Genomic DNA, 18,339 nt, shown 5'->3' with positions numbered 1-18,339 from the left:
TAAGCGATTGATATTAATCAAAAACTTTAGGGCACCCCGGCGTATGTGTCGACACGTGTGTGTTATTTACACATATGAGTGCGATTGGTATTACTCAGCTAAACAACGTATTCGTGACCAGAATATCTCCAAGAACACAGTACGGTTCGCCGGCGCGCTTTATACCATAAACAGCCACAACACACCAACTTTTGTTGCATCTTGTGCCGCGACTGCAAACGAAAGTTTGGCAGCAAATTGCAGGGCTGGTAACATTGGCGACAGATTTTTTATTAATCGACATACACCTGTTTTTTTCTGCATCTATGCCCTGAACATTTGGCGTGGCAGCTCGGTAGCAAGTTCGCCCCTGCACCTCAAGTACGAAGGTCATATTAATAATGGCGGCTGATATTCACAGCCCCTACGGACACTTTTGCATGGCAATCTCAATCAAAACACCTGAAGATATTCAAAAAATGCGCGTTGCTGGCCGCCTGGCTGCTGAAGTGCTGGAGATCATTGAGCCTCACGTCAAACCTGGGGTAACCACCGGTGAACTCGACCGCATTTGTCACGACCATATCACCAACCACCAGCAGGCTATTTCTGCATGTTTGGGCTATCACGGCTTTCCGAAATCTGTCTGTATCTCGGTGAATGAGGTCATTTGCCACGGTATCCCCAGTGATGAAAAAGTCCTGAAAGATGGCGATATCGTGAATATCGACGTTACCGTGATTAAAGATGGCTTCCATGGCGATACCTCAAAAATGTTCATTGTCGGCAAACCGACCATTTTGGGTGAGCGGTTGTGCCGCGTGACACAAGAGAGCCTGTATCTGGCCATCAACATGGTCAAACCGGGTATTCGTCTGCGTACGCTGGGTAAAGAGATCCAGAAGTTTGTGGAAGCGGAAAACTTCTCGGTGGTACGTGAATATTGTGGTCACGGCATTGGCGAAGGTTTCCATGAAGAGCCACAAGTGCTGCACTACGATGCCGATGACGGCGGCGTCATTTTGCAACCAGGTATGGCGTTCACCATTGAACCCATGGTCAATGCAGGGGATTACCGCATTCGCACCATGAAAGATGGTTGGACAGTAAAAACTAAAGATCGCAGCTTGTCGGCACAGTATGAGCATACTATTGTGGTAACGGATAACGGCTGCGAAATAATGACGTTGCGCAAGGATGACACCATCCCCAACATCATAACGCACGAGTAATAACGACAAGCCGGCACCCGCCGGCTTTTTTATGGGCTGCGTTTTTTATCCGATATACATTCATCGGGTAAATATTCATCGGGTAAACATATGTCTGAAAATCATACCGAGCACTCTGAATCACGCGCGCTCACGCTGACTATTCCTGAGCAGCCCCCATCACCCAGCACCTATCTTGATGGCGAGCTTAATTGCCAGATACTCAAGCAACGGCTTGAGACGTTTCAATTCTGGCTAACTGAAGCATTCAACGGTGGAATAAGCGCCGAGATACTCATTGCTGCGCGCAGTGATTACATTGATCGTCTGTTACGGCGACTATGGACATTCTATGGCTTTGATGAGGTGCCAGAAACCGCGCTGGTCGCCGTCGGTGGCTATGGTCGGGGCGAACTACATCCCCTGTCAGACATTGATGTGCTTGTCCTAAGTAAGCAGCGCCTAAATGATGAACATGCTCAGAAAATCGGTCAGTTGATTACGCTGCTATGGGATCTGAAGTTAGAAGTCGGCCATAGTGTGCGAACGCTGGAGGAGTGCTTGCTGGAAGGGCTAGCTGATCTCACCGTTGCCACCAATATGATTGAATCTCGCTTAATTTGTGGCGATGTAGCCCTGTTTTTACAGATGCAAAAACACATTTTTAGCGACGGATTCTGGCCTTCACCCCAATTTTTCCATGCCAAAGTTGCCGAACAGCAAGAGCGGCATAAGCGCTACCACGGCACCAGCTACAATCTCGAGCCAGATATCAAAAGCAGCCCTGGCGGATTAAGGGATATCCATACCCTACTCTGGGTGGCGCGTCGTCATTTTGGTGCCACCTCGTTAAGTGAGATGGTTGATTTCGGTTTTCTGACCAAAGCTGAGCGCAACGAACTGATTGAAAGCCAAAGCTTTTTATGGCGTATCCGTTTTGCGCTGCATCTGGTATTGACCCGTTACGATAACCGCCTGCTATTTGACCGCCAACTCAGTGTTGCCCAGCTGTTGCAATATCAGGGCGAAGGCAATGAACCGGTCGAGCATATGATGAAGGATTTTTATCGTATGACACGCCGGGTTAGCGAACTGAACAATATGTTGTTGCAGCTGTTTGACGAAGCCATACTGGCGCTAGATACCAATGAAAAACCGCGCCCGCTGGATGATGAATTTCAGTTACGTGGCGATCTCATTGATCTGCGTGATGAGAATCTCTTTGTACAGCAGCCCGAAGCAATTATGCGCATGTTTTACCTGATGGTTCGCAATCAGGAGATCAAAGGCATTTACTCCACTACGATGCGCCGCTTACGCCATGCCCGCCGGCATTTGAAGCAGCCGCTATGTCACATTCCTGAAGCCCGTAAGCTGTTTATGGCAATCTTGCGCCATCCAGGGGCGGTCTCCCGCGCATTGCTGCCAATGCATCGCCACAGTGTACTCTGGGCCTATATGCCGCAATGGGGCAGTATCGTCGGCCAGATGCAGTTTGACCTGTTTCATGCTTATACCGTTGATGAGCACACGATTCGAGTGCTACTTAAGCTCGAAAGTTTCGCCGATGAAAAGACACGGCCACAGCACCCTTTGTGTGTAGAGCTTTATCCGCGCCTGCCTCAGCCTGAATTACTGCTGCTCGCCGCGCTATTCCACGATATTGCCAAAGGTCGTGGTGGTGACCATTCAATTCTCGGCGCTCACGATGTACTGGAATTTGCTGAGCAGCATGGGCTTAACTCACGGGAGGCGCAGTTGGTCGCCTGGTTAGTCCGCTGCCATTTATTGATGTCAGTAACCGCCCAGCGGCGGGACATTCAAGATCCGGATGTGATTCAGCAATTCTCCGCTGAGGTACAAAGCGAAACCCGCTTGCGCTATTTAGTCAGTCTGACCGTAGCCGATATTTGCGCCACCAATGAAACCCTGTGGAATAGCTGGAAACAGAGCCTGTTACGCGAACTCTATTTTGCGACCGAGAAACAGCTACGCCGTGGTATGCAAAATAGCCCAGATTTACGTGATCGCGTCCGCCACCATCGGCTACAGGCCCTGGCACTGCTGCGGATGGATAATATTGATGAAGAAGCGCTACATCGTATCTGGAGCCGCTGTCGGGCCGATTACTTCCTGCGCCATTCACCCAATCAATTGGCCTGGCATGCCCGCCATTTGCTGGCCCATGACTCAACCAAACCGCTGGTGCTGGTTAGCCATCAGGCAACCCGTGGCGGCACCGAAATCTTCATCTGGAGCCCTGATCGCCCATCACTATTTGCCGCGGTTGTCGGTGAGTTGGATCGCCGCAACCTGAGTGTCCATGACGCACAAATTTTCACCAACCGCGATGGGATGGCGATGGATACCTTTGTGGTGCTGGAGCCAGATGGCAGCCCGCTGGCGCAAGATAGGCATCCCATCATCAGCCATGCTTTAGAGCAAGCTATGACGCAACCAAACTATCAGCATCCGCGCGTCAGGCGGTTATCACCCAAGCTGCGGCATTTCAGCGTGCCGACTGAAACTAACTTTTTGCCGACTCACAATGAGCGCCGAACTTATCTTGAGCTAATTGCGCTGGATCAGCCGGGCCTACTGGCGCGCGTTGGCGAGATTTTTGCGGATTTAGGATTATCACTACATAGCGCACGTATCACGACGATCGGCGAACGGGTGGAGGATCTATTTGTGTTAGCCGATAAAGATCGCCGCGCATTGAGTGTAGAAACGCGCCGTGAATTAGCACAACGGTTGACAGATACCCTCAATCCGAACGATAAACTGTGATACAAATAACTTTTTAGCGATTAATTTACTTACAACTTCTTAATGTTAGGGAAGAGAAATAGAATGCAACAACTACAAAACGTTATTGAAACCGCCTTCGAGCGCCGTGCAGAGATTACGCCAGCGAACGTAGACACCATCACGCGCGAAGCTATTAATCACGTGATCGATCTACTCGATACCGGCGCACTGCGTGTTGCAGAAAAAATTGATGGTCAGTGGGTCACTCACCAATGGCTGAAAAAAGCGGTGCTGCTCTCTTTCCGCATTAATGATAATCAGGTTATGGAAGGCGCAGAGACCCGCTACTACGATAAAGTGCCGATGAAGTTCGCGGGTTATGACGAAGCACGTTTCCAACGTGAAGGCTTCCGCGTGGTGCCACCGGCAACAGTGCGTAAAGGGGCCTTTATTGCCCGTAATACCGTGCTGATGCCCTCTTATGTGAATATTGGCGCATTCGTTGATGAAGGCACCATGGTCGACACATGGGCTACTGTCGGCTCTTGCGCGCAAATTGGTAAGAACGTGCACTTATCTGGCGGTGTTGGCATTGGCGGCGTACTGGAGCCACTGCAAGCTAACCCAACCATTATCGAAGACAACTGCTTTGTGGGCGCACGTTCAGAAGTGGTCGAAGGGGTGATCGTCGAAGAGGGTTCCGTTATCTCCATGGGGGTATTTATCGGCCAAAGCACCCGTATTTATGATCGTGAAACCGGTGAAATCCACTATGGCCGTGTTCCAGCAGGTTCGGTTGTCGTTTCAGGTAACCTGCCATCAAAAGACGGCAGCTACAGTCTATACTGTGCAGTTATCGTGAAAAAAGTTGATGCCAAAACACGCGGAAAAGTTGGTATTAATGAGTTATTACGCACTATCGACTAATATTGAAACAAGCGGGCTAACCACCCGTTTTTTTTTGCCTGATAAAGCAGTTATCGCCTGCAATCACATATTTTGGCGGAATTTACCGTCACAATAGAAAACTGTGGAATATAAAACCAAAAAGGTGGCGCTATGTATGACAATCTGAAAAGCTTAGGAATTACACAACCAGAAGATGTCGATCGCTATAGCCTGCGTCAGGAGGCCAATAACGACATTCTGAAAATTTATTTCCGCAAAGATAAGGGCGAATTTTTCGCGAAAAGTGTGAAATTCAAATATCCGCGCCAACGCAAAACAGTGGTGGCGGATAATGCAGGCCATGGCTACAAAGAGATCAATGAAATCAACCCCAATCTACGTTATGTCATTGATGAGTTAGATCAATTGTGCAAACGCGATCAGATTGAAGTTGATTTAAAACGTAAAATCCTGGATGACCTGCGTCATTTAGAGAGTGTGGTCGCCAATAAAATTTCTGAGATTGAATCTGACCTGGAAAAATTAACCAGTGGCCGTTAAATCGGTTGCAGTTAAATCGTAGGGTAGATATTAAGTCTGATACCTATTGTGGCGTAAACATCACGCCACAATAGGGGCTTAATTCAGCCCTAACTCAAATCTATTAATCGTGATCTGCCATTTAACGGTAGCCCGCGACTGTCGCAGAGCGCTCATTCATTGCCCGCACAGCATCATGTGCACCCACAATTCCCATTGGTATGCCGTAATCTGCAGTATAGCGATTTGGGTTGGAATAATAGGGAATCGAATTGTCAGCCATAATAGTTGATAAAAGCCCGTAACCTGCATTATATGAGCCATCACTATGATAATGTTTCAGGCCCATATTATGGCCCATTTCATGGCGCATAACGGCTTTTCCACAATTTGTTGAACCTGTGGCAACCATATTCTTGCTATTATTGTGGGTGCCTAGCCATGACAACCCACAACCATCTTCAGTACCTTTATAATAAATACCATCAGCTTTTAACGTATCCCGCCACTCTTGTACAAGAGTATCATCACGTAAATCCCGAAGAGGATCTATCAACCCGCGCCAGTGCGCTTTCGCCTCTATCTGCCGTAAACCCACCATACGGTAGCGAAAGTTGGCCCCAGAATTTTCCAGAGCCTCATTGGTTATATTAAGTTCTTCTATCAACTGAGCCCGAATGACATCTTCACCAAACTTATCTGCGGCTTTATCGCTGTAAAGCAATAACATATCAATGGTGACTGTTTCGCGGAACCATAGCCCTTGCTCATCCACTTTAAATGCCACCGTCTCACCCTGAGAGACTTTATAGTTTTCTTTACCCGCCGAAACTGAAATATCTGACTCAGCATCACTATTAATGATAACCCGACTACCTGATAACGGGTTTGTCGGTAACCGTAATTCTGGCTGATAATTATCGGTAGATATATTAATGATCGTTCGTGGCGTGCGTAATTCAGGAACTTCTCCACTAAGAATATCTTGCGCTTGATAAACCGTATCCGGCGAACTGATTAATTGCCACTTTCCATTTTCAGCAATATAGAAAAAATCATACTGTTCGCCATTACGGAGCTTCATCACCCCCGGATCATTAATATGGGTAGTATCAATTATCGTTATCTTGTCAGTTGATGACTTCAGTGTGATTTTATCACGGTCCCCAGCTTGCTCAGGCAGTTTTATTTTGGCCAACCAATGACTATCAGTAATATCGACCAGCGTGTTTTTTCCTGTTGGATATGGTATCTCTCCATCAGTGCTATCAAACTCGGCTCTTCTTATTGGCGCAGATTCAAATACCCAACCATTGAATTTTTTCAGATATTTTAAAACATACTGATCACCACTTTTTATCGTGCTGGTGCTGTTATATAGCAAATTCTCCGCAGCGATTTTTGCCTCACTGTTTGTTGCGGCAGAGCGGATAATAATAAGCGCCCCATCCTCGGCGGCAGCTGGAAGCCTAATTTCAGGCACCCAGTTATAGCTTTCCATCATATAGTAGGTAATACCTTTTAACTTATCAGGAATAGTATTGCCGACACTGTCTGGCGTCAGGAAGTTAATATCTGTCCCCTGGATATTCCATTGCTGTATATCTTCACGGTATTCAAGAGAGTATTTACTGCCAGTTTCAATTTTTATTGTGGTAAATGGTAGATGCAGGTATGCATTATATCCTGCAAAAGATTGAATAACAACGCGATCCCCCTGCTCAGGTTGCAGTGGTAAAAAGATATCTTTAGTCCAGTTACCATCTGAAAGTTTGAACTCCACCTCACTATGGCCTGAAGGTAATAAGCCACTCTTTAATTTATTCGGTGTAGTGGATAAGGGGTTAGCTATCGGCCGTGCTTTTCGCTTTTGCTTCTCTTCATTATTAACATTTATATCGACTTCTTCACTCACTACGCCATCGGTAACATCTGGAGTTGAACCCAGTGATTCATTACTAATATTAGTCTGTTGTTTGGCAGGAGGAGTATGGCCACCACTGTTTGGCGTCAGAAAATCAATATCTGTTCCTTTTACACTCCATTGCTGAGTATCAGCGTGATATTCGAGGAAATATTGATCACCATTTTTAATACTCAATGAGCCAAATGGTAGATTTAGTGTTGAATTTTTAGCTGCGGAAGAACTAATCTCAACTTTGCATTTATCCGTCGGTTGTGTTGGTAATACAATCTCGTCAGTCCAATTATCATCTGACAGATCATATGTAAATTTAACCACCTCATCACTATCATCTATATAGCTAATAAAAACTTCTGAATCAGGGCTTTCATCACTAATATCTTCCTGTGGTTGGATGGGTAAAGAGTCAAGCACCCAGCCAGTGCCATTACATTTAGACTGATATCTGAAAATATAGTGATCGCCACGCTTAAGTGTTTTTTCCTCTTTACTTAATCTATTAACACCAGAAATTTTTGAATCAAATTCTGCTGTTGAGCTAATAACAATGATATCGCCATCTTCTGCTCTAGTTGGCAGAGTCACTTCATCTGCGTGATTACTATCATCCATCGAATAGCAGGTAAGATGGCTAGGATTATCAGGAGTAATATTGCCATCACTGTTTGGCGTCAGATAATTTATATCTGTTCCTTTGATACTCCATTGCTGAATATCTGATTGATATTCAAGAGAGTATTCACTGCTAGGCTTAACTTTCACTGAGGTGAAAGGCAGATGTAACATTGCATCCCAGGTTGCTGAAGAACGAATAACAACTCTGCTATTATCGGCAGGATAGTCAGGTAAAAAAATATCGTAAACCGGTTTGCCCTCTGAAAGTTCAAATATGATTTCATCATAACCTGAAGGTAAGCTACCACAACCCAATTGATCCGATGTAACAGAAAGAAAAGTACTATTCATAGTGCTGTGTCTCTTAAAAAAAGTAAATAAGTCACTGCATTGGCAGTCGCAGCAACATTACACAGAGACCATTGATGAACCATTTAAGTGTGGGTTAATTATGAGAAATGAAGAAATATTGAAGTTTATAAAGGAGTAGCCTCAGTTTTATTATGTAAATTAATTATTAACCCTGAGGCCAAACTACTGCTTATTACTGAACTAATCGCCCCCATTGCTCGACCCATGGCGCGGAAACCGCTTCCGGCTCTGGCTGCTCAATAGCATCAATCTCTAATTTTTCACCAATCCGAGTTGCCCCCTGCTCTTGTAGCAACTCATCAAATGCACGCCCAGCGCCGCAGAAATTATCATAACTGCTGTCACCCAGAGCAATGACACCATAGCGTAGCTCAGGCTGGAATCCGACCTGATCGCGAACCGCCACAAAGAGCGAAGCAATGCTATCGGGAAAGTCGCCCTGCCCGGTGGTCGAGGTGATCACCAGAACATAATGTTGGCGATAGTATTGCCAGGCCTCTAAGGTACCCTCGTCGAACACTTTGACGTCGTGGCCCTGCTCTTTCAGTATATTCTCAGCCTCTTCTGCCACTAACAGTGCGTTACCGTAGACTGTGCCAACAAAAATCCCGATCTGAGCCATAAAATAGATACCCTTTTAGCTAGAAAAAATTATTCACTATCCTGACTGGCGGCTACAGAAAACTCAACCCTTTCAAGATGAGGGGCAATGCCCGACCAACCAAAATGTGACATCAATCCTTGCCAGGACTCATCCCAACGCGCAGTAAGCGAAAGAGCTTCACCGGTCACCGGATGATTCAGTTCTAAATGGCTCGCATGCAGCATAAGTCTTGAGCAATCAAAGTGTTGTGCAACGCCACGATTCTGTCGTAAGTCACCGTGAGTGCTATCACCGATGATTGGATGACGGATATGCGCCATATGCCGCCGCAACTGATGCTTACGTCCTGTTTCCGGCTTCAGCTCCATTAAGCTAAAGCGCGCAGTGTCGTAGCGGCCAATGGCCACAGGCATTTCCACTTGTGCAAGCGGCTGATGATGAGTGACTGAAGGCTGTGGTGCTTTATCTGGGCGAGAAAATTTATCAGCAATCTTATCCAGCTCTTCGGTCATTTCGTAATCAACCGTCCCCCCCTCCAGCACATATCCACGGACTACCGCATGATATGTTTTCTGAATTTGATGCTGCTCAAACTGCAAAGAGAGCGCACGAGCAACATCGCTGGATAGCGCCATCAACAATACCCCCGATGTCGGACGATCCAGACGGTGCACGGTATAGACATGTTGACCGATTTGGTCGCGTACCGTTTGCATCACAAATACGGTTTCATTACTGTCCAGCCAGCTGCGATGAACCAGCCAACCAGCCGGTTTATTCACTGCAACTATATGTTCGTCTTGATAGATTATTTCCAGCATTAGGCACTTTCTTTATTTAGCAGGTCATCGAGACGCTGTAAGTGCACCAGCAGTGTGGTGCAATCGGGCCGGTCATCACCACTCAGCGCCTCTTCAAAATAGGGCGTGATAGCAAAACGGGTGGGAAGTGGGCCATTTGATTCCAGCAATGCATACATCCGGGGAATAAGCACCCATTGCAACCACTGCTCAGCATCCATAGTGTCGATGCTGAAAGGTTCATTGCTTTCGAAAGCTTCTGCTTGCGGCGGAACTGTTTGCCAGAGATCAATGGTCCGCATAGCTAGCTCAATATCCTGAAGGCTCTGGCGCACTTTATTTTCTATATTCATGATTCTACTCTCAACCAAAAACAGCCATTCACCGGGCTGATTCAACGGCGGCAAAGCATACCACTGAAGCAGGCTATGCCCAAACTCACACCATAGGCAACAGATATAACCTAAGCAAAATGTGGATAAAAAAAGGGGTACTGTTTTACCAGTACCCCTCGATTCGTTTTATAGCTATCCAGCTAAAAGTGATGCTCCCTGCTCAATCCTTGAAAACTTTTCCGTTCGGTTATCCTAACCAGCAATCCGTAGCGTTGTCCTACACCATCCCGGTGCTAATCCTGAAGTTATCCTAACCCACCATCCATCCTGAACCGGCTCTCAATCTCCATCCTGGAGGTGTCCTATGTTTCATCCTGAAACGTCCCTTCACTCGTCCTAAGCAGTCCCTGTGTTCTTCATCCTGAAGTGGTAGCATCCGCTACCTTCCTTCTCCGCCAGATCCTATCCAGCGAGTAGAAGGATCGCTTAAACGACAAAGGGTGACAAGGTACTGTAAGGGTATTGATGCTGACACTTTTTCATATAAAAAAATGAACGTTTATAACAAAATGATTTTATTGAAGATAAATCTGGTACAAGAATTTTACATATGAGCAATAGAAGTGATGTCTCACAGCCCATGTGCGAGATCTCTCACACGCACGGGCCTCTGAATACAGGATAACCACTTATTTATTCAGGCAATACGGGGCGTAATGCATCCAGGAAATGTATAAGCATCGAAGCCAATAGCGTACGTTTACCGCTGCCAAATTGCTCTAACACCACATTGCCACTGACATTGCACAGTGAGGCCATGGTCATTTCTGACTCAGTGGTTGCCAAAAATAGCGTCGGAGAGAGTTTCAGTCTTTTTTGTGTTACCAGGTGACCAATCAGATTCTCCTGTAAGCGGATAAAATCATCTTCGCTCCACACTTGCAGCAAGCTGAAACGGTGATCACCAAGATCAGCCACCATGTCACCCGCATATTGGTAAGTGTAAAACTCATGAATATCTGGATGAAGCTGAATCTCCAGTGCCCGCTCAATATTGCTCAGATTGGCATCTGCAACACAGGGCTGAGGTAGCCAAATCACCTGATTATCCTGCGTTTCTAGGATGCAGGGTGAGGGTACGCCATAGAGTTCTTCACTGGCGGGAGGGTGCCCGGTTTGCTGCTGCCATAAATCGATATAGCGTTGAGTAAAACTGTTCAGTGCCGTTGAAACGTTCTGGTCCATTCTTAATTCTCAGTATCCTGGCAGCGTGCACTGCAACATGGTGGGTATCGCACCCGCTTAGAAATGCAGTTAAACGCGGCATAAATTGATAAACTAGAACCATTGTACCGAACTCTCATCATGGAAACAGCATGTCTGAATATCAAGACCACAAGGCGCTGGCGGAACTGACGCTGGGCAAACCAACCGCCTATCGCGATCACTATGACGTGACCTTACTACAAGCCGTACCACGTAGCATGAATCGCGAGCCTCTCGGCTTGTATCCAGATAACCTGCCCTTCCATGGCGCTGATATCTGGACGCTTTATGAGCTATCCTGGCTAAACAGCAACGGGCTACCGCAGGTCGCGGTAGGCGAAATAAGCCTCAATGCGAATAGCGTCAATCTGATTGAATCAAAGAGCTTCAAACTTTACCTCAATAGTTTTAACCAAACTGTTTTTACTAATTGGGAGAGTGTGCAGGCGACTTTGCAACGTGATTTGGCCGCCTGTGCTGTGGGCGATGTCAGCGTCACGCTGTACCGGCTCGATGAAATAGCGGATCAGCCGATTACCAATTTTGCGGGAGAGTGTCTGGATCAGCAAGATATTCGCATTGATAGCTATGAATTCAGTGCAGATTATCTGCAAGGCGCGGCTGGGGCGAATCACGTAGCAGAGAGCCTCGTCAGCCACCTGCTCAAATCCAACTGCCTGATCACCCACCAACCCGATTGGGGATCAGTGCAAATCAGCTACAGTGGTCGGCAAATTAACCGCGAAGCACTGCTGCGCTATCTGGTCTCTTTCCGCCATCACAATGAATTTCACGAGCAGTGTGTGGAGCGCATCTTCAATGACATCATGCGTTTTTGTCAGCCGGAAACCTTGTCCGTCTATGCCCGCTATACCCGTCGTGGAGGATTGGATATCAATCCCTGGCGCTCCAACACCCATTTTGTACCGTCAGTAGGTCGTCTGGCACGGCAATAAATGCGCGCATGTGCGCAACATTTTAGCCCAGTGCACGTTAATGTTGGCAAAATGCGGGGGACAACGTTAAGGTTAATTACAGTATCTTCCGGCTATTTTCAGCAAAAAAACACAAACTGAATACTGAAAGATCTCTCTGATATTCCTAAGCAAAATAGAAAGTAGCATTCTGATACACGGGCACTACCACCCTCAAGGGTGTAAAGGAGCAACTTTGATTACACATATCAGCCCACTCGGCTCAATGGATCTGTTATCACAGCTAGAAGTGGATATGCTCAAGCGAACAGCTAGCAGTGATCTGTACCGTTTGTTCCGCAACTGCTCATTGGCCGTTCTCAACTCAGGTAGCCTGACTGATAACAGCAAAGAGCTTTTATCGCGCTATGAAACCTTTGATATCAACGTACTGCGCCGCGAGCGTGGTGTGAAGCTCGAACTGGTGAATCCGCCAGAGCATGCCTTTGTGGATGGTAAAATCATCCGTTCTTTGCAGGCGAACCTCTTTGCCGTACTGCGCGACATCTTATTTGTGAATGGCCAAATTGTTAGTGCGGAACATGACCAGCATTTGAATATGGGAAGCTCCAGCCATTTGACCAACTTGGTTTTCTCTATTTTACGTAATGCCCGCGCCCTGCATATTGATGAAGAGCCGAATATGGTTGTTTGTTGGGGGGGCCATTCGATCAATGAAAACGAGTATTTATACGCGCGCAAAGTCGGTAGCCAACTCGGTTTACGTGAGTTGAACATCTGTACTGGCTGTGGGCCGGGTGCGATGGAAGCCCCCATGAAAGGCGCAGCTGTCGGTCATGCCCAACAGCGCTACAGAAATAGTCGTTTTATCGGTATGACCGAACCTTCAATCATTGCAGCGGAGCCGCCAAACCCGCTGGTCAATGAACTGGTTATCATGCCAGACATTGAAAAACGGCTGGAAGCCTTCGTCCGCATCGCACACGGGATAATTATTTTCCCAGGCGGTGTAGGGACCGCCGAAGAGCTACTCTATCTGTTAGGTATTCTGATGAATCCAGAGAACAGTGAGCAGGTATTGCCACTGATTTTGACCGGACCGAAAGAGAGTGCCGACTACTTCCGCGTTGTGGATGAGTTCATCATGAATACCCTGGGTGATGAAGCGCGTAAGTACTACCAAATTATTATTGGTGATCCGGATGAAGTGGCTCGCCAGATGAAAAAAGCGATGCCATTAGTGAAAGAGAATCGCCGCAATACTGGTGATGCTTATAGCTTTAACTGGTCAATCCGCATCGAGCCTGATCTGCAGCATCCATTTGAACCAACCCATGAAAACATGGCGGATCTGAACTTGTCCCATAATCAGCCCCCTGAGAAACTGGCCGCAGCGCTACGCCGTGCCTTCTCTGGAATTGTGGCGGGCAATGTGAAAGAGGTGGGAATTCAGGCGATTGAAGCTAATGGGCCATTCAAATTACACGGTGACCCGCAATTGATGAAGCAAATGGATAGCCTATTGCAAGGCTTTATCGCTCAACAACGAATGAAATTGCCGGGCAGTGATTATACGCCGTGCTACGAAATCTGTAGCTAAAAGAGAGGTACAATCACCGGGCAGCATTGAGATCCAGCGCTGCCCGACTCCACTGGCTTAATTCTCATATAAAACAGGCTATGCAAATCCACCTTCTTATCGTTGATGCCCTTAATTTAATTCGCCGCATTCACGCGGTGCAGGGTTCGCCTTGCATTAAGGCTTGCCAACATGCGCTGCAACAGTTGATTCAGCACAGCCAACCCACACATGCCGTGGCGGTTTTTGATGAAGATGACCGCTCAGACAGTTGGCGTCATCAGTGTCTGCCGGATTACAAAGCGGGCCGCTCCCCGATGCCCGATAACTTACAGCAGGAAATGCCCCTTATCCGTGAGGCATTCAATTCGCTAGGGGTCGCTTGCTGGCACTCACCGGGCAATGAAGCCGATGATCTGGCCGCAACGCTAGCAACTAAAATTGGCGGCACAGGCCATCAAGTGACGATTGTTTCGACCGACAAAGGTTACTGCCAGCTATTGGCACCAAATGTGCAGATTCGTGATTACTTTCAAAAGCGCTGGTTGGATATGCCGTTTGTGAAACAGGAGTTTGGCGTATTACCGCACCAACTGCCTGATTATTGGGGGCTTGCTGGGATCAGCAGCAGTAAAATTCCCGGCGTCGCGGGTATTGGGGCAAAAACGGCCACACTGTTGCTACAGCAGGCCAACACGCTAGAGGCACTCTATCAGGGGCTGGAGTCAGTACCGGAGAAATGGCGTAAAAAGTTGCAACTGCATCAAGATATGGCGTTTATTTGCAAAAAAATCGCCACATTGAAAACTGATTTACCATTGAGTGGCAACTTACAGCAGCTTCGTTTACAGAAAGATTAAGGGGCCAAAAGGCCCCTTAATCTGCTGAAAAAACCCGATGGCGCGATCTGGAACGGAGAGGACGGGTAGAAGAGTAAAGCGTCCGCGCCAGGGAGGGCGCGGTTCGAGCCTCCAGGGAAGGATTGACGGCGTCTTTACGATCTAGCTGTTCTCTCCGCAACCGGCACTTTGCCAATAACCTCAGGGGCCAAAAGGCCCCTTAAACATAACGTTATAGCGCTATATCACTCACTTTTACTCGCGTTCATCACGGCGCCCTGGAGAACCAGACCAAATACGACGCACATGCACCGTCACTTCTTCACGGTCATGGTAGAGCTGCTTGGCTTGAATATGCGCATTGATGCCATTCTCTCTCAGCTGCTCATCCATCATTTCCAGATTCTCTGAAACGATTTCAAAACGCTTTTTCATCGGCAATTTCAGGTTGAAAATCGCCTCACGGCACCAACCATTCACCAACCACTTGATGATAAGTTCGGTTACCTTAGCCGGTTTCTCCACCATATCGCACACTAACCAGTAGATATTGCTGCGTGTCGGCTCATATTTAAAACCATCAACACGGTGATGTGTCACCTGCCCAGTATCCATCAGGCTTTGCGCCATAGCACCGTTATCAATGGCCTGAACCATCATGCTGCGTTGCACTAACTGATAAGTCCAACCGCCGGGACATGCACCTAAATCAACAGCATGCATACCACTGGCCAAGCGCTCCTCCCATTCATCCGCAGGGATGAACATATGGAAAGCTTCTTCCAATTTTAATGTTGAGCGGCTTGGCGCATCTGATGGGAATTTAAGACGCGGGATCCCCATATAGAATGGGGAGTTGTTATTACTATAGGAGTAGCCGACATAACAACAACCTGACGCGATAAAGAACACATGCACCACAGGGCGGTGAGCATTTTCACGGGCGGATAATATTTTTTGTTCGCGCATAGCACTACGCAAAGGGACTGTCAGCTTACGACAAAACTTCAGTAACTCTTTGCTTTCATTAGTATCTGGGACTTCAACCCGTAATTCACCCGCTTTTTCGATAACGCCGGTCAACATACCCACAATGGGTGACACACGATCTTCCGGTGGCAGGTCTTTCAATAACTCACCCACCACCATCATTTGACGGGCAAAAATCAGCTCGCGGAATGGCACCTCACGAATCAAACGATCAGCATCTTCCAACTGATAACACTCAAACAGCACATAGCCGCTATTATCTTTGACTCGCGCGAAACCAAAAATTTCGAGCTGTGCCGCTTTCGCGGTAATTTCTGCCGCACACTCTTTCTCAAAGCCGGAGCGGCAATATAAAGCAATTTTATTATTCATGGCGTTCTGCCCTTTTTCTTAGACGCAGTGCGCCAATCAACATCAAAATCCATCCCGCCAAGAAGCATACTCCGCCTACTGGCGTGATATATACCCACAGTTTCAGGTGCGATAGAGCCAGGCAGTATAAACTGCCACTAAAGAGTAGCGTTCCGAGCGCTAGCAAGGCTCCACTCCAGTAAAACCAAATACTTATCTGCCGTTGCATCGCAACAGCCAATGCCAGAATCGCCAACGTATGGAACCCTTGGTACTCCAGCCCGGTACGGATCCAGGCCATCTCATTCGGCCCCATTGTGGCGCTCAATACATGGGCACCAAAGGCGCCTAAAGCCACATAGAAAAAACCGCTCAGCGCGGCAAATATCAGCATTAACCGACTGTTCATCGCCATTAACCTTGAATTAGATAGAGTGATACCTTTGCTACTTGGCGCTGCAAGCACGTGTGCTGCAACACCCATAACTTTAGGTATGTCGTGATATCAGGCAATAACCTATTTTATCGTAGCCAGCGACCATCGTGAATGGGTGGTCATGACTGTGCAGAGAGGGTGATCGCTTAACACCATGATCAATCATTTGTCATAACGAAAACGCAATTTCTCCTGCTCACTGGCAGCTCTTGCCAGTATCCACTGACGAAAGGCGGCTATTTTACCCAGTTCTGCCTGACTGTCATGGCAAACCAGATAAAAAGCATTTTTACTGACCAATACGTCATTAAATGGGCACACCAATCGCCCGGCTTCAATCTCAGACTGCGCCATCACATTATTCACCAACGCAATGCCTTGCCCATGAACGGCAGCCTGAACCACCATGGCGCTATGGCTGAATATCGGCCCTTGTTGCACATTAATCTGCGGCACCCCCAGTTGACGGGTATACGCCATCCAGTCTCGGCGGGAAGTATCATGCAACAGCGTATGATAAGCCAGATCTGCCGGTACTTTTAATCCATGCTCACCCATTAATAAGCCAGGAGCGCAGACCGGGAGTAAGAATTCAGCATACAGACGTTCAGTGCGCAAGCCGGTCCAATTGCCCCGACCATAAAATATCGCGACATCGACATCATCAGCGAGTTTATCCTCTTCCCGATCCACCGCCTGAATCCTGACATCAATGCCCGGATAAGCAGCATTAAATCCAGAAAGACGTGGCACCAGCCATTGGATAGCAAAACTGGGGGGCAGACTTACCGTCAATGCACCTTTCGCACTGCGGGCCTGTAATTTGCGGGTGGCTTCATTGATGGAGGTAAAAATCTCTTTGATATCGAGGTAATAGCTCTGCCCCTCTTCGGTCAGCAACAAAGAGCGGTTGCGGCGGCGGAACAATTTTAGCCCGAGAAAATCCTCCAGGGACTTTATCTGGTGGCTAACCGCAGCTTGGGTAACAAATAACTCGTCAGCCGCTTTAGTAAAACTTAGGTGGCGTGCGGCCGCATCGAAAACCCGCAAAGCATTCAAGGGTGGTAGTCGTTTTGACATGAGTTGGATACTTTTTTATAACGGTTCATCCTCAGATGAAACCCTTTGTTTACTTATTAGTTTTTATAATCCGAGGCATTATAAATTGTCCGTTGATGATGTGCCAGCAAATACCTATAGTGGCGGCACTTCCCAAGCCGGAACGAAAAGTAGGTTTAGTATCCAGGTACTGAAATGCTTTTGGCTTTGTGGTTGTGATGTTGTGTTTGCAAATGGTCTGGTATACCAGACATAGTAGCTAAGCTACTGTTTTTTTTTCACTTCCTGTACATTTACCCTGTCTGTCCATAGTGATTTTATGCAGCACCGCCACTTTCGCGGTGCTTTTTTTTACCCAAATTTTAGAGTTTACTTAGTTTTTAGAGCTTAAATGTAAGCGCCACTTGGTATGGCACATCAGTCAGAGCTTACATTTAAGTTGTTATCACAGTTTTTTAGATATCATTTCAACAATGACTTAGCATAAAGCTAATTACCCTCAGCCATCTCTTTGACTTCTGAACGATTAATTTGCAGCTCGGTGCCATTAGCATCGGTGTAACTTATCATTCCTGTCTCATCATCTACTTTAGGTTTACCATCAGCAACGATAGTGCGACCATCATTAGTATGCATAACATAGTTGCTTGAACAGGCTGCTAGAGTAAAAGTGAGCATAAGTGCAGAAATTGCGGCAGCTGTCTTCTTCATAGGTGACTCCTTGCAGATTAAAATGCTGAAAAACTCGATTCAATTACCAGACAAATGGTTGTGTCCGTTACTATTTAGCATAACCCGCTTATGACATATTTCCAGCCATCAGGGCCATTAGTGGGTAATTTATGAGCAAAATGCGCCAGAATGA

At 47.1% G+C, this 18,339-nt stretch carries 17 protein-coding genes; 7 read left to right on the top strand and 10 right to left on the bottom strand.

Features of this window, described 5'->3' with window-relative positions; translation table 11 throughout:
* Positions 1-159 precede the first annotated feature (159 nt).
* Complete coding sequence (locus tag FFE93_RS21475) at positions 160-303, bottom strand: hypothetical protein (RefSeq protein ID WP_005276097.1); 144 nt, start codon at positions 301-303, stop codon at positions 160-162.
* 116 nt (positions 304-419) lie between these two features.
* Here FFE93_RS21475 and map point away from each other — a divergent pair, with 116 nt between their 5' ends.
* The 4 genes from map to FFE93_RS04845 all read left to right on the top strand — a co-directional run bounded on the left by map (position 420) and on the right by FFE93_RS04845 (position 5,390).
* The gene (gene map / locus FFE93_RS04860) at positions 420-1,211 is read left to right on the top strand and encodes a type I methionyl aminopeptidase (RefSeq protein WP_032898237.1); all 792 of its coding nucleotides are present in this window, start codon (positions 420-422) and stop codon (positions 1,209-1,211) included.
* Between the two features lie 90 nt (positions 1,212-1,301).
* The gene (gene glnD / locus FFE93_RS04855; RefSeq protein WP_005276092.1) at positions 1,302-3,980 is read left to right on the top strand and encodes a bifunctional uridylyltransferase/uridylyl-removing protein GlnD; all 2,679 of its coding nucleotides are present in this window, start codon (positions 1,302-1,304) and stop codon (positions 3,978-3,980) included.
* A gap of 63 nt (positions 3,981-4,043) precedes the next feature.
* Entirely contained in the window at positions 4,044-4,868 is an 825-nt protein-coding gene (gene dapD / locus FFE93_RS04850) for a 2,3,4,5-tetrahydropyridine-2,6-dicarboxylate N-succinyltransferase (protein WP_032898236.1), read from the top strand.
* A gap of 132 nt (positions 4,869-5,000) precedes the next feature.
* Positions 5,001-5,390, top strand: coding sequence for a DUF3461 family protein (locus tag FFE93_RS04845; RefSeq protein WP_005276087.1), 390 nt, complete (start codon positions 5,001-5,003; stop codon positions 5,388-5,390).
* Between the two features lie 121 nt (positions 5,391-5,511).
* On the opposite strand, the gene FFE93_RS04840 is transcribed toward FFE93_RS04845, so the two are convergent.
* From FFE93_RS04840 to syd, 5 genes are all read right to left on the bottom strand, one after another.
* The gene (locus tag FFE93_RS04840) at positions 5,512-8,259 is read right to left on the bottom strand and encodes a M12 family metallo-peptidase (RefSeq protein ID WP_138774868.1); all 2,748 of its coding nucleotides are present in this window, start codon (positions 8,257-8,259) and stop codon (positions 5,512-5,514) included.
* 193 nt (positions 8,260-8,452) lie between these two features.
* Complete coding sequence (locus FFE93_RS04835) at positions 8,453-8,902, bottom strand: flavodoxin (protein WP_005276081.1); 450 nt, start codon at positions 8,900-8,902, stop codon at positions 8,453-8,455.
* A 29-nt stretch (positions 8,903-8,931) separates the two neighbouring features.
* The gene (truC, locus tag FFE93_RS04830) at positions 8,932-9,705 is read right to left on the bottom strand and encodes a tRNA pseudouridine(65) synthase TruC (protein WP_005276079.1); all 774 of its coding nucleotides are present in this window, start codon (positions 9,703-9,705) and stop codon (positions 8,932-8,934) included.
* On the bottom strand, positions 9,705-10,037 hold the full coding sequence (locus tag FFE93_RS04825; RefSeq protein WP_138774867.1) for a YqcC family protein: 333 nt from the start codon (positions 10,035-10,037) through the stop codon (positions 9,705-9,707). The genes truC and FFE93_RS04825 overlap by 1 nt, the downstream gene beginning before the upstream one ends.
* 675 nt (positions 10,038-10,712) lie before the next feature.
* Positions 10,713-11,264 (bottom strand): SecY-interacting protein, encoded by a 552-nt coding sequence (gene syd / locus FFE93_RS04820; protein WP_138774866.1) that lies wholly within the window; start codon positions 11,262-11,264, stop codon positions 10,713-10,715.
* Positions 11,265-11,395: 131 nt separating this feature from the next.
* Here syd and queF point away from each other — a divergent pair, with 131 nt between their 5' ends.
* The 3 genes from queF to xni all read left to right on the top strand — a co-directional run bounded on the left by queF (position 11,396) and on the right by xni (position 14,659).
* On the top strand, positions 11,396-12,241 hold the full coding sequence (gene queF / locus FFE93_RS04815; RefSeq protein WP_054872597.1) for an NADPH-dependent 7-cyano-7-deazaguanine reductase QueF: 846 nt from the start codon (positions 11,396-11,398) through the stop codon (positions 12,239-12,241).
* Between the two features lie 214 nt (positions 12,242-12,455).
* The gene (ppnN, locus tag FFE93_RS04810; RefSeq protein ID WP_032898233.1) at positions 12,456-13,820 is read left to right on the top strand and encodes a nucleotide 5'-monophosphate nucleosidase PpnN; all 1,365 of its coding nucleotides are present in this window, start codon (positions 12,456-12,458) and stop codon (positions 13,818-13,820) included.
* A gap of 80 nt (positions 13,821-13,900) precedes the next feature.
* Positions 13,901-14,659: a flap endonuclease Xni gene (xni, locus tag FFE93_RS04805; protein ID WP_049602558.1), complete on the top strand. Its 759-nt coding sequence runs from the start codon at positions 13,901-13,903 to the stop codon at positions 14,657-14,659.
* A gap of 234 nt (positions 14,660-14,893) precedes the next feature.
* On the opposite strand, the gene rlmM is transcribed toward xni, so the two are convergent.
* The 4 genes from rlmM to FFE93_RS04785 all read right to left on the bottom strand — a co-directional run bounded on the left by rlmM (position 14,894) and on the right by FFE93_RS04785 (position 18,185).
* A complete protein-coding gene (rlmM, locus tag FFE93_RS04800; protein WP_032897310.1) occupies positions 14,894-16,000 on the bottom strand; it encodes a 23S rRNA (cytidine(2498)-2'-O)-methyltransferase RlmM in 1,107 nt (368 codons plus the stop codon).
* Positions 15,993-16,388, bottom strand: coding sequence for a DUF423 domain-containing protein (locus tag FFE93_RS04795; RefSeq protein WP_072083871.1), 396 nt, complete (start codon positions 16,386-16,388; stop codon positions 15,993-15,995). Before FFE93_RS04795 ends, rlmM begins: the two co-directional genes overlap by 8 nt.
* Before the next feature lie 189 nt (positions 16,389-16,577).
* Positions 16,578-17,495: a transcriptional regulator GcvA gene (locus tag FFE93_RS04790; RefSeq protein ID WP_032897308.1), complete on the bottom strand. Its 918-nt coding sequence runs from the start codon at positions 17,493-17,495 to the stop codon at positions 16,578-16,580.
* Between the two features lie 468 nt (positions 17,496-17,963).
* Positions 17,964-18,185, bottom strand: coding sequence for a YgdI/YgdR family lipoprotein (locus tag FFE93_RS04785; RefSeq protein WP_032897306.1), 222 nt, complete (start codon positions 18,183-18,185; stop codon positions 17,964-17,966).
* Positions 18,186-18,339: the final 154 nt, after the last annotated feature.

Source organism: Yersinia sp. KBS0713, from assembly GCF_005937895.2.
GTDB classification, from domain to species: Bacteria; Pseudomonadota; Gammaproteobacteria; order Enterobacterales; family Enterobacteriaceae; genus Yersinia; species Yersinia bercovieri.
The sequence above is the reverse complement of the archived record's forward strand: the minus strand, read 5'-3'. Positions and strand labels throughout refer to the sequence as shown.

What these genes read in the sequence shown, in the direction of transcription:
- syd (WP_138774866.1), bottom strand. Translation starts at nt 11,264, where the DNA reads ATGGACCAGAACGTTTCAACGGCACTGAACAGTTTTACTCAACGCTAT.
- FFE93_RS04790 (WP_032897308.1), bottom strand. Translation starts at nt 17,495, where the DNA reads ATGTCAAAACGACTACCACCCTTGAATGCTTTGCGGGTTTTCGATGCG.
- glnD (WP_005276092.1), top strand. Translation starts at nt 1,302, where the DNA reads ATGTCTGAAAATCATACCGAGCACTCTGAATCACGCGCGCTCACGCTG.
- FFE93_RS04795 (WP_072083871.1), bottom strand. Translation starts at nt 16,388, where the DNA reads ATGAACAGTCGGTTAATGCTGATATTTGCCGCGCTGAGCGGTTTTTTC.
- map (WP_032898237.1), top strand. Translation starts at nt 420, where the DNA reads ATGGCAATCTCAATCAAAACACCTGAAGATATTCAAAAAATGCGCGTT.
- rlmM (WP_032897310.1), bottom strand. Translation starts at nt 16,000, where the DNA reads ATGAATAATAAAATTGCTTTATATTGCCGCTCCGGCTTTGAGAAAGAG.
- FFE93_RS04840 (WP_138774868.1), bottom strand. Translation starts at nt 8,259, where the DNA reads ATGAATAGTACTTTTCTTTCTGTTACATCGGATCAATTGGGTTGTGGT.
- FFE93_RS04785 (WP_032897306.1), bottom strand. Translation starts at nt 18,185, where the DNA reads ATGAAGAAGACAGCTGCCGCAATTTCTGCACTTATGCTCACTTTTACT.
- FFE93_RS04845 (WP_005276087.1), top strand. Translation starts at nt 5,001, where the DNA reads ATGTATGACAATCTGAAAAGCTTAGGAATTACACAACCAGAAGATGTC.
- FFE93_RS21475 (WP_005276097.1), bottom strand. Translation starts at nt 303, where the DNA reads ATGCAGAAAAAAACAGGTGTATGTCGATTAATAAAAAATCTGTCGCCA.
- queF (WP_054872597.1), top strand. Translation starts at nt 11,396, where the DNA reads ATGTCTGAATATCAAGACCACAAGGCGCTGGCGGAACTGACGCTGGGC.
- truC (WP_005276079.1), bottom strand. Translation starts at nt 9,705, where the DNA reads ATGCTGGAAATAATCTATCAAGACGAACATATAGTTGCAGTGAATAAA.
- FFE93_RS04825 (WP_138774867.1), bottom strand. Translation starts at nt 10,037, where the DNA reads ATGAATATAGAAAATAAAGTGCGCCAGAGCCTTCAGGATATTGAGCTA.
- FFE93_RS04835 (WP_005276081.1), bottom strand. Translation starts at nt 8,902, where the DNA reads ATGGCTCAGATCGGGATTTTTGTTGGCACAGTCTACGGTAACGCACTG.
- xni (WP_049602558.1), top strand. Translation starts at nt 13,901, where the DNA reads ATGCAAATCCACCTTCTTATCGTTGATGCCCTTAATTTAATTCGCCGC.
- dapD (WP_032898236.1), top strand. Translation starts at nt 4,044, where the DNA reads ATGCAACAACTACAAAACGTTATTGAAACCGCCTTCGAGCGCCGTGCA.